This is a genomic window from Pedobacter sp. 05L430, from assembly GCF_056397585.1.
This window is the reverse complement of sequence record NZ_JBFTNT010000271.1, coordinates 1-11,811: the sequence shown is the minus strand read 5'-3', so window position 1 is coordinate 11,811 and position 11,811 is coordinate 1. Positions and strand designations below refer to the sequence as shown.

The following is an 11,811-nucleotide window of genomic DNA, read 5'->3' as shown; positions in this document are numbered from 1 at the left end:
TTATATTGTTTACCATTCCATTCTCCACCCGGAATAGCATACAAACCCCAGTGAATAAACTGCCCAAGTCCATTACCTCTCCATTTTTGCATGATGGCATCGGTACGTTTACCCTCACGGTGTGAGCCATGTTTTAGTTTTATCTTTTCAGCATTCTGAGCGTAAACAGTGCCAGTAGTGCCTGCTATTAAAAGGAATAATAAATGTAGAATGATGAAGCTTTTAATTGGTTTTCTAACCATGATTCAGGGAATAATAGGTGTCTTTTCTTTTAATTAAATGGGTTAGTTTTATTTCCAGTTAGGATTCTGTACCAGATTTTTATTAAGGATCAGATCCTCGGTAGGAATTGGAAACAAATAGCCTTTCGTTTCGTCAAATTTGCGACCGGCCGGAATTGTTTTAAAATAAGGCAATATATATCCCTCGGCGCTTAAATAAATGTCCTTGTTAACCACTACTGTAGGGAACTGCGACTGAACAAATTTAATGCCCTCAACAGGAACATTTATCAATTTACCTGCCTTCCATCTCATCAGATCGTCCCAACGGGTATTTTCAAAAGCCATCTCTACACGTCTTTCTCTACGAATTTCTCTTAATAAAGGAGGAATTGAAGCGCCAACATAAGTTTGATAGATCCCATCCAAACGTGAATCTGCAGGCTCATTGCCTATTGTTAAATGCGGCATTCCTACACGGTCCCGCAATTTGTTAATTGTCTGATCAATAACAAGCTGATTCACTTCACCTAATTCATACTTTGCTTCAGCATAGTTTAACAATACTTCTGCAAAGCGAAATACGGGGGCAGCCTGCTGTCCATTGGTAACTCTTTCCCAATCCACAGGATTATTATAGAACCATTTGGCCAAACGATAACCAGTTGGACATTTATTGCCATTCATTCCCGGCAAGTTTGGCAATGGTGCATTATTCGCACCCTGTATGGTGGTATTAGCCAGATTGTAAGTTCCAAAATTGGCAATAGTTTGGGTTAAGCGCGGATCACGGTTTTCCATTTCAGTTTGGATCGATCCCTTTCCTTTGAACAACGGACTTGTCGAAATGGTTAAACCGTCAGCGCATAAATACTCGTCTACCAGGCTACGGGTAGCTCCAAACTGATGCCTTAAATTTTGTGCAAAATAACGGCTAAATGCGGCGCCGTAAGTCACTGCTGCAGAATACTCCCTCCACATAATCACCTCAGGATTGGATTTGTAAGATTCCGTAGCAAACAAGCTATTGTATACGGTATTGTAATCTCCCTGTACTAAACTGTATTTGTTAAGCAAGGCTTCAGAAGCTTCAGCAGAATATCTCAGAAACGTATTCGCATCCAAGCCCAGCTCTGTATGGTACTTTCTGTAGGTACCTTCAAATAATCCRATTCTGGATTTTAAGAACAGTGCCATATCCTTATTTAAACGATTTGTTTCTTCAGTACCTTTGGCCGGCAGGTAGTCTATGGCCCTGTTAAGCATAACCATTACAGAATCCATTACCTCAGCCCTTGGGGTTCTTGCGCCAAACAGCTCCGGTGAATTTATATTTAACGAATGTTGTATCCACGAAACATCACCGAATAGCTTCACCTTATTGAAATAGTCCCATGCTTTAAAAAAATAGATCTCTCCTAAATATTTGTTTGCTATATTATCCGGAAGACTGGCACGCTTATAATTATCTATAAAGAAGTTCAGCTGTCTCACACCTTCAAAATTCCATCCACCGGAACCGCTTCCACCAGAAAGATAGGCAATGTATTCTTCGGTACCTACTTTAGAATAGGTAAGCGGTGCGGCATTATCCGTAATTACATCCCCATAAACCAAGGTATTCACATTTACACCATATGGCTGAACCGTACCATCGGCAAAATCGGTTCCAAATCCTACAATGTATTTTGGGTAAAGGCTGTTTGCATACAGCTTTAAGTCGTTCTCGGTTTTCCAGTAATTTTCATCAGTGATCTGATCCAAAGGATAGCGGTCTAACAGATTCTTTTTGCATCCAAAGAGCAGCAAGCAGGCTATTACACCCAGTGTATATATTTTGATATTGTTTTTCATGTTTGTTTAATTTGAGTACTAATTATTTAACCTAAAATGTTGCCTGTAAGCCAAATGCATATGATCTGATAATTGGATAGTTCATCCCAACCAATTCAGGATCAAAAGTTTTCGGAACACTCTTAAATTCAAATAAATTATAGGCAGAAGCAGAAAGTCTTACCCTTTGCAATTTAATTTTATTGGTAAAGCCCTTAGGAAGTGTATACCCTAATGCTAAATTTTTCATGCGCAGGTAAGCACCATTTTCGAGATACCTTGTTTGTACCTGTCTGTTCCTGCTCGCATTTTTATAGGCAGGGTAAAATGCGTCTGTACGCTCCGGAGTCCAGGAGTTATTGTAAGTTTCCCATGTACCTGTTGTACCAGCTCCCCAGTAAAGATTGTTTCCAATCCACAGGTCTCTCTTTCCTACACCCTGTACAAATATATCCAGGTCTACATTCCTGTAGCTAAAATTGGAGTTAAAGCCAAACTGATATCTTGGGGTACTATTCCCTATGATCTTCCTGTCTCCGGAATTCCCAACAGTATTATTTCCAAAATTAATCTCGTTATTACCATCAATATCTTTATATCTCACATCACCTGGAAACCAAAGGCCGGATGAAATTAGCTTTTGAGTGGGCGAATTCGCAATTTCTTCTTTAGTCTGAAAAATCCCGTAGGTTTCATAACCCCAAATCTCACCCATTTTCTGGCCTTCATATAAATACTGATCGCTTAACAGCTTGTTCGGATTATTATCAAACTTTACTACTTCCGACTGGCTATCTCCAAGCGTAAGGGCCAAATCATAATTTAATCCAAAACCTGTTGAATTTCTGTATTTCATTGTTAACTCCCAGCCTTTTGTGTCAATGGTTGCCGAATTTCTGGTTGGCGATGAAGCACCCAGAACAGAAGGATATTTTAAGCCATCAATTAAAATGTCAGAAGTCCTTCTTCTGTACCAATCAAAATTGACTTCAAAGTTTTTAAATGCTGTCAAATCAAATCCAAAATCAATTGTAGTTGCTGTTTCCCAGGTTAAATCCGGATCAACCAGGCCCGGAGGTGTAACCCCCACAGGTCTTACACCATTTAATAGGTATTGAAGCTGACTATTCGTTCCATAGTTTAAGATGTATATGTAATTGGCTACGTTCTGATTACCCAAACTACCATATGAAGCTCTTAACTTAAAATCATTGATATATGGTTTTATGCCTTTCGCAAAAGATTCCTCGCTTACGCGCCATCCCGCAGAAAATGAAGGAAAAAACTTATAACGTATGTCAGAAGGGAACTTAGAAGTACCATCATAGCGACCATTTGATTCAAATAAATATTTGCCATCATAGTTATATGTAAAACGATAAAACAGACCACGAACTGCCCATTCCTGTTCACTATCGCCTACTGTTCTTTCTCCTTGTGCCTGCCCAAGAACCGGAACATTTGAATTGATCATGTTTCTTTGGGCCGATACGCTTTGGTCGGTATACCATTCCTGGTTAAAACCCACTGTTCCATGAAAATTATGCTTATCCGCTATTGTCTTGGCATAATCGGTAAAGATATTTATGGTGTACTTATTAGAATTTAAATTATACCGGTAAACATAATCAGGATCAGTATGAACTGCAGTAAATGAACCTACTGTACTTTCCAGGCGCTCTAAACGTGGCAAAATTGTTTTTTGAATGTTGCTATTGCTTAGATAAGAAAAGTCTCCTTTTAAAGACCATTCCTTTGTAAGTGTAAAAGTTGGTGCAGCTGCTAATAAAATATTCGATTTAGTTTCCTTGTCAGACGAACCATACTCCATAAAAGACAATATATTATCTGTATATTTTTGTGGCAGATTTAAAGATGAGGGAACATGTATCGGCATATTCACATTTCGGTTAGGCTCCTGCGACATTGCTGTCCACCAGCCCCCTTTGCCCGATGGGCTAACCGGTTCTATATAAGTTGAACTGTTATAGGCTGTTCTGAAATCCATTTTAAACCACTGGTTTACTTTTGAACTTACATTTAACAAGGCGTTATAACGTTTAAAATTATCTGTATTAATCTTGTATAATCCGTCCTGGTCCTGATAACCAATAGAGCCATAAAATGATGTTCTATCGTTTCCACCCGACAATGACAAGTTATGCTTTTGCATAGGCGAAGACTTTAACAAGGCTTCCTTGTATGGATTTACATTGCCTCTCCATAGAATATTGGTTTTATTTACGTCGGCATCTGCAAAATAATAAGGTTCATTATTTATAGGGTCATCCATATACTCCTTAATCTTCTGCAGTTTCAATATTTCATTTGAACCGGCCGAAATACCTTCCAGCTCCGAAGCTTTAATACTTGCCTCCTGAATGGTATAGGCATCCAATATGTCCGGAACAGCTGTAGGTGAGCTCCATTGAAAGGAATTAGAATAATTCACTTTTGTTTGTCCGCTTTTGCCAGATTTGGTCTTTATCAAAAGTACACCAAATGCTCCTCTGGCTCCATAAATAGCGGCAGAGGCTGCATCCTTTAACAAGGTAACAGACTCTATATCTTCCGGATTTAATTGGTTAGGATCCATCTCAATCCCATCCACCAGTGTAAAAGGCTGCCCAGATGAAAACTTAATCTTATTACCATCATTCTTATCCTTATAAAAGGAAGTAGCTCCCCTGATATTGTAAGATGCAGAAGTATTAGGACTGCCATTAGAAATACTAACATTAAAATTAGGCATCACTCCTTGCAGCGCCTGACCAAGGTTCGCCGTTGGCCTGTTTTCAAGCATCTTTGAATCGATCTGACTAACTGCACCTGTTAAATTTGCCTTCTTCTGTACGCCATATCCCACTACCACTACACCGGAAGGTTACTGGCGTCAACAACCTGGCCTTTTATTAAAGCTTTCTGCTGGCTCTTTTTAAAAGGAATTGTCTTTGGTAATGACAATTTAAGCGGGTCAGTCTTTCTTTCCGCGTGTGCGTCTAAAACTATGCTATTACTGAAAGTCAGCCAACAGATAAGTCCAGTCGCATAGAAGCGTAGATTTTTTGATTTCATGAATTCATTGTTTAGGTTTAAAGATTAGTTTGATGTTTTGGTTATAGTGGTTCATTCTGCAAACGTTTTCATATCACCTCCCTCAGTTGATAATGTTTGCATTTAATGGAATCAAAACTGGCTGTTAATTCTTTCAAAAAAGATGAAAATTCTAAATCATATGGTAGAAAATTCAAAACTAAAGGAGTATTTTCACACCTTTAATTGATTATGAAGGCATTTTGTCTCTTCTTCCTTCTACTTTTACCATTTCATAACTATGCCCAAAAGGGAGCTGCCTTCAGCAATCTTAGCATGGAAAATGGTCTGTCTCAAAGTTCCGTTATAAGTATCGCTCAGGACCAAAAACATTTTCTATGGTTTGGTACCAGACGAGGGTTGAACAGATACGACGGTTTTCAGTTTAGGATTTATACCAACAATCCAAAAGACAGTAAAAGCATACCTCATAATGTAATCGATTGCCTGTTGGCCGACTCCTTTGGTCAGTTGTGGATCGGTACAATTAATGGGCTAAGCCGATACGATAATAAGAACGACAACTTTATCAAAGTCAAAATTCTAAACGACACCATAAATTGCATCTATGAGGATCCTCAGAAAAATCTGTGGGTAGGTACTTACAACGGGCTTGGTTTACTAGACAGGAAAAGCGGCAAATTCAAAATATTCCGTTTTAATAAACTTGATAAAAACCAACGGATAAATAACATATATAGTCTGTTTAAAGATCATRAGCAGAACCTGTGGGTTGGAACAGGCTATGGATTAATACGAATGACCATAAATAACGGCCAGTCCAGGGCAGTCCTCTTCAAAAATTCAGCTMACTCCTCTACCAGCATCAGTGCTAACTATATCACCAGTATCACCAGCGATAAAGCCAACAACATCTGGATTGGTACCGACAAGGGTTTAAACTTATACCAAACAAGGGGTACATTCGCGCACTACACCCATAACTCAAACAACATCCACACCCTTGTTCATAACGACATACGCGACATCATCTGCAATAAGGACGGAACACTATGGATAGGAACACAAGAAGGCTTAAGCATATTAAACCCCAAAACAAAAATATTCACCAATTACAAACACAATCCTGATCAGAATGGAGGTCTTACCCAGAATTCACTACACAGCATTTTTCAGGATGTTAGTAACACCGTCTGGATTGGAAGCTTTTACGGTGGGGTCGATGCCCTTTTCCCCTATTCTACTGGTTTTAAAACTTATAGAGCAAGTGGACTGATTTCCAGCCTGAGCAGCAACATCGTCAGCACAATTGTTGAAGATGACCGCCACAATCTCTGGATCGGAACAGAAGGCGGTGGGCTCAACCATTTTAATCGTAGCAATAATACCTACACTCATTATAAATCCATTCCCGGTAACAACAATACATTACCCTCTAATCTGGTTAAAACGGTCCTGCGGCAAAAGAACGGCAACCTGATTATTGGCATGCACGAAGGTCTCATTAGCATTTTTAATCCGGCAACTAAGGCCTTTACCCGGCAAATAACCAATGTAAAAGACACCAGTAACAATCGGGGCAGTGCAGATATTATGACCATACTTGAAGATAGTAATGGTATGATCTGGGTCGGCTCCAGAGACGGGCTCAATAATATAAGTAGCTCTAGTGATCACACATTAAAAAGCCCCATTGAGAAAAAACTACTTTCCAGATATGTCCAAACACTCTTTGAAGACGCCGACAAAAACATTTGGATAGGCACAACCAAAGGGTTGCATCTTTACTATCCAAAAACGGGAAAGCTAGCGTATTTCACAAAAAAAGAAGGAAATGCCGATAGTTTGCAGTCAGATTACATCAACTGTATCATACAAACCTCAAATGGAAAATTTTGTCTTGGAACCTATTTTGGCGGGGTTTCCTTATTTGATTCCCGAACAGGGAAATTTAAAACCTATACACAAAAAGATGGTTTGTGCAACAACAATGTACTTGGCATTATTGAAGATAAAGAGGGTAATTTATGGATCAGCACGGATAATGGACTGTCAATACTCAATCCGATAACCGGAAAATTCAAAAATTACACTAAAAGCGATGGCCTTGCAGGAAACGACTTTAATATGAGGTCCTTTTTTAAGGACCATAACAATGAATTCTTTTTTGGAGGTTATAATGGTCTTACTTCGTTCTTTCCCAACCAGATAGAGATCAATACTCATATCGATCCTATTGTATTTACAGAGTTAAAGCTTTTCAACCAACCTGTCGCTGTAAATGGCCCGGATCAATTGCTAAAAGAAAATATTAATACYACCAAAAACCTTAGGTTCAAACATAATCACAATAATTTTAGTCTGGGTTTTGCCCTGCTAAATTACATCAGACCAGACAAAAATAAATATACTTATAAGTTAGCAGGGTACGACAAAGACTGGATCAATTCAGACATTCCAAACGCCAGCTATGCTAATCTTCCATCCGGAGAATATACATTTGTAGTTAAAGGAGTTAACAACGACGGCACACCAGGCCAGGCATCAGCAAGCATTAATATCACCATATTACCTCCTCTATGGGCTACCTGGTGGGCATATTTATGCTACCTGCTCCTATTTTCAGTCATACTCTTCCTTACCGTGAGGTATCTTTTTATACGTGCATTATTAAAACGATCAGAAGATGTGCAAAAGATGAAGTTAAACTTCTTCACCTATATCGCCCATGAGATTCGAACTCCGTTAACATTAATTCTTGCACCATTAGAAAACCTTGCTAAAACATCACAGGATAATCTGGAAATTCATCAACAGGTTATTCCAATAAAAAACAATGCCGACAGGCTAATGAGGCTTATAACGGAATTAATGGATTTTAGAAAGGCTGAAACCGGTCATCTGAAATTACACGTAACTAAGGGTAACATTGTCGCATATGCAAATGAGATGTTCCTCGCATTTCGGCACAATGCAATTACTCGTAACATTCAATACGATTTTCTCCATCAATATGACCAAACCATAGTATATTTTGATAAAGCACAGATGGAAAAAGTACTCTTCAACCTGCTTTCTAATGCATTTAAGTTTAGCAACAACGGCGGAAAGATTACATTATCTATAAATGAATATGACCAATTCGTAGAAATTAAAGTTGTAGACAATGGAAAGGGCATTCCGTATGAAAGCCAAAACAAACTTTTTAGTGATTACTTCCAGGTAGACGAGCAAGAATCTAACCATATTGGTTCTGGGATAGGTCTGGCCTTGTCCAAAAGCATCATTGAAGCTCATCATGGCAAAATAGAAATCCTAAGTAATCCAGCCACCACTCAAGAGCCTGGCTATACTTGCTTTATTGTTAAGCTTAAAAAAGGAAATTCGCACTTTAAGCCAAGCGAACTTAGTGAAGTTAAAAGTGCAGACTTCCCGTCCAAACTGTACGTACAACAATTTGTTGAAGAGGAAGCCGCTGAGCAAAATAAACACCCCAAAGCCCAGGAAACCATTCTGATCGTAGAAGATAATGCAGAGATTATGCAACTCATAGCCGGTGCTATTGGCAAACAATATCACACAAGGGAGTCTGTTGATGGGCTTAAGGGATGGGAAACAGCAATTGAATTGCTACCTGATCTGATCATCTGCGATGTAATGATGCCAATAATGGATGGATTAGCCTTATGCAGTAAGTTAAAAACAGATGAACGTACCAGCCATATTCCCGTAATTCTCCTTACTGCCAGGTCATCGCACATCCATCAGTTAAGCGGACTGGAAACCGGAGCCGATGCTTATATCACTAAGCCTTTCAGCATGGATCTGTTGCTGCTAAACGTGCGTAACTTATTGCAATCAAGAGCAACAATGCGCCAAAAATTTGTTCAGCAGGTAAACCTACAGCCTCAAGACATAACCATCAACTCTACAGACCATGCATTTATGACTAAAATCCTGGGTTATATTGAAAGTCATCTGTCTGATGAAAATTTTGGCGTACCCGAATTGGCCCAAAAAATTGGAATGAGTCAGCCCGTACTTTACAAGAAAATCCGGACAATGACAACCCTTTCTGTAAATGATTTTATCAAAACAATTCGATTGAAAAAGGCCGCTCAACTGTTAGCTGAGCATAGGTATACCATATCAGAAATTTCTTATCTGGTAGGTTTTAACGATCCAAAATATTTTAGCAGAGAATTTAGAAAACAATATGGTCATACGCCACGAGAATATATAAAGAACCTCTAATCCCAGTACTTAAATTTCAATTCCGTTAATGTCAGTGGTCAATATCTCACTCATATAATCAAAAAATGGGCGCATATTTTTAAAGGTTAGCGTTGCCTGCGCTAAAAAGCGCTCATTTAAAACCTCTTCATCAGAAAACYTTCTAATGAGCAAAAACTGCTTGTATCGTAATAAATCAATGTTTTCATGATCGGCATTGAAACCCTTAGGCGAGGTTTTCAATTGCTCTCCTTTCAATGTTTCGAATGTTGAAATAAAGGAGCCACTCTGTATGATCTCTCTTAATGGCGTGGCATCAAAACCAATATGTTCCCTTATTTGTTTTAAATCCTGTGCCGATGGCCCCCAGAATCCGCCTGCAATAAAACTATTCCCCTTCTCTATATGAAAATAGTATCCTCCCCTGCGGTACTTGGTGGCGCGCCTGAAACTACCACTCCAGTGGGTTTTGAATGGGGTTTTATCTTTAGAAAACCGGGTATCCCTATAAATACGATACACGCTTTTTCGTCCGGAAGGAGTTTCTATTACATCGTCTACATTTAGGTCCTGTAACAAGCCGTCAGCAAAGACTTCTATAAGCGCTTGCTCTTTTAGAAATTCTTCTTTATGCTCGTTAAACCACTCTCTATTGTTGTTTTCTTTTAATTGATCTAAAAAATTTAAGCTGGAAGAATGTATCTGAGGTTTTGAATGAAGCTTTGCCATATGCAAAACTAAATAAAACGATCGCCAAAACGAATATCGGCTGAACACTTTTGCGCAAATACTACATACTTAAACTTAGAATAACGGCAAGGCAACTTAGAATCAGGATAATAAAAACAGCTTTAAATAAGATATAGGTACTCATGAGATGTAATTTAAATTCATATTATTTTATTACCCGAAATTAAATCTTCAGCTAAATACGTGCATAGTAAAAATCGACCGAATTTAAATAATTCTATTTCTGCTTTTTCTCTGTAATAGCCTTAAAGCCCGTTTCAAGTACCTCCTTTAGCAATTCTCTACTATAGCTGTTTACGTATAGGCAGATATAAGGATAGTCTTTATAGTGCGGCGTAATGAAACAGCTTTCCGGATATTCCTCCAGGAATCTTTCTCTGCTTTCAAAATCCGTCCTTACAGCAAGCCATTCCCCATTCTCGTGCAGCCTGCAAAGCAAATTCTTTTTGATTTTTATTGAAGGGGTATCATAATGCGACAAGCTATCCGAAGCGTCAGGAAATTGTAGCGCAATTTGCCTTACAGGTTCAAAATCAACTGGATTGAAATTTATTTTATGTCAGCAATGACAGAAAGGATATATTTCATCAGTGGCTTGGGGGCCGACAGGCGCGCATTTAAAAAGCTTGTTTTCCCACCTAATTTCGAACTGGTTTATCTGGATTGGATTCCTGCATTAAAAAATGAATCGCTCGAGGCATACGCGCTCCGATTGGCAGCTAAAATAGATGCCTCTTCTCCATTTTACTTAGTTGGCCTATCCTTTGGTGGCATGCTGGCTACTGAAATTTCTAAGCAATTGAAGCCGTCACATACTTTTCTCATTTCCAGTACACCCGTTTTTAAGGAATTACCATGGTATTATCGGATGGCAGGTAGTTTAAGCTTACAAAAAGCAATCCCTGTCAGCCTTTTAAAACGAGGGAACAACATTGGTTTGAAGTTCCTTGGCGCTAAAACACATGAAGAAATTAAACTACTGAAACAACTTGTGATAGATAGTGACCCTATTTTTATGAAATGGGCGTTAACTTGTATCTTAAGCTGGCGGAATAAAGAAAGGCCAATAAATTTAACCCATATTCATGGAACGGCCGATAATATATTGCCATTCAGATATAACAAACCTGATATACGGATTGAAGGCGGTGGACATTTTATGGTTTATGCCAATGCAGATGTCATCTCTAAATTAATACTAAAACAAATTGCAGATTTATAAATATAATATGTTAAAAGAATCCCTAAAAACCCTCTTTACAAGAGATTTGAATAAAGTAAAGCTTGAAATTGAACAATATCAGAACGATAAAAACATTTGGCGAACTGAAAATGCGATAAGCAATTCTGCAGGTAATTTATGCTTGCACTTAGTGGGAAACCTGAATACTTTCATTGGTGCAGAACTTGGTAAAACCGGATATATCAGAAATAGAGAACTTGAGTTTTCACTAAAGGATGTTCCAAGAAATGAATTGATTAAACAAATTGAGGATACCATTAAAGTAGTTACAGACTCCATCGACCAGTTAACCGAACAAGACCTGAAAAATGAATATCCGGAGGTAAAAGTTTTAGAGAATGACAGATCAGTAAAGTACATGTTGATTTACCTCAGCTCACATTTAGCTTATCACCTTGGTCAAATCAACTACCACAGACGCCTGTTAGATGTCTAGCTCAAGAGAGCTTTCTAATACTGAACAAATTGAATAAACAT

The 11,811-nt window shown here is 38.5% G+C and carries 8 protein-coding genes; 3 read left to right on the top strand and 5 right to left on the bottom strand.

From position 1 onward, the window contains the following. The 3 genes from AC1DG9_RS22205 to AC1DG9_RS22195 form a co-directional block, all read right to left on the bottom strand. On the bottom strand, positions 1-242 hold a 242-nt coding region (locus AC1DG9_RS22205), incomplete at its 3' end, for a hypothetical protein (RefSeq protein WP_477635254.1). A gap of 48 nt (positions 243-290) precedes the next feature. Beyond that, complete coding sequence (locus tag AC1DG9_RS22200; protein ID WP_477635253.1) at positions 291-2,075, bottom strand: RagB/SusD family nutrient uptake outer membrane protein; 1,785 nt, start codon at positions 2,073-2,075, stop codon at positions 291-293. Positions 2,076-2,106: 31 nt separating this feature from the next. Then, a complete protein-coding gene (locus tag AC1DG9_RS22195; RefSeq protein WP_477635252.1) occupies positions 2,107-4,926 on the bottom strand; it encodes a SusC/RagA family TonB-linked outer membrane protein in 2,820 nt (939 codons plus the stop codon). Positions 4,927-5,339: 413 nt separating this feature from the next. Between AC1DG9_RS22195 and AC1DG9_RS22190 the strand changes: the two genes are divergently transcribed. Next, positions 5,340-9,362, top strand: coding sequence for a hybrid sensor histidine kinase/response regulator transcription factor (locus AC1DG9_RS22190; RefSeq protein WP_477635251.1), 4,023 nt, complete (start codon positions 5,340-5,342; stop codon positions 9,360-9,362). Between the two features lie 9 nt (positions 9,363-9,371). Here the strand turns inward: AC1DG9_RS22190 and AC1DG9_RS22185 are convergent, their stop codons facing one another. Together AC1DG9_RS22185 and AC1DG9_RS22180 are read right to left on the bottom strand one after the other, a co-directional pair. Beyond that, a complete protein-coding gene (locus AC1DG9_RS22185; RefSeq protein WP_477635250.1) occupies positions 9,372-10,070 on the bottom strand; it encodes a DUF2461 domain-containing protein in 699 nt (232 codons plus the stop codon). A 238-nt stretch (positions 10,071-10,308) separates the two neighbouring features. After that, positions 10,309-10,572, bottom strand: a complete 264-nt coding sequence (locus tag AC1DG9_RS22180) for a hypothetical protein (protein ID WP_477635249.1) — start codon at positions 10,570-10,572, stop codon at positions 10,309-10,311. Between the two features lie 75 nt (positions 10,573-10,647). On the opposite strand from AC1DG9_RS22180, the gene AC1DG9_RS22175 reads away from it, so the two are divergent. Both AC1DG9_RS22175 and AC1DG9_RS22170 read left to right on the top strand, forming a co-directional pair. Beyond that, positions 10,648-11,313, top strand: coding sequence for an alpha/beta hydrolase (locus tag AC1DG9_RS22175; RefSeq protein WP_337715953.1), 666 nt, complete (start codon positions 10,648-10,650; stop codon positions 11,311-11,313). A gap of 7 nt (positions 11,314-11,320) precedes the next feature. After that, positions 11,321-11,770: a DUF1572 family protein gene (locus tag AC1DG9_RS22170; protein ID WP_337715951.1), complete on the top strand. Its 450-nt coding sequence runs from the start codon at positions 11,321-11,323 to the stop codon at positions 11,768-11,770. The last annotated feature ends 41 nt before the right edge of the window (positions 11,771-11,811 follow it).

Bases quoted from the DNA above. Each gene is read 5' to 3' on its own strand.
- AC1DG9_RS22175 (WP_337715953.1), top strand. From the start codon at position 10,648: ATGTCAGCAATGACAGAAAGGATATATTTCATCAGTGGCTTGGGGGCC.
- AC1DG9_RS22170 (WP_337715951.1), top strand. From the start codon at position 11,321: ATGTTAAAAGAATCCCTAAAAACCCTCTTTACAAGAGATTTGAATAAA.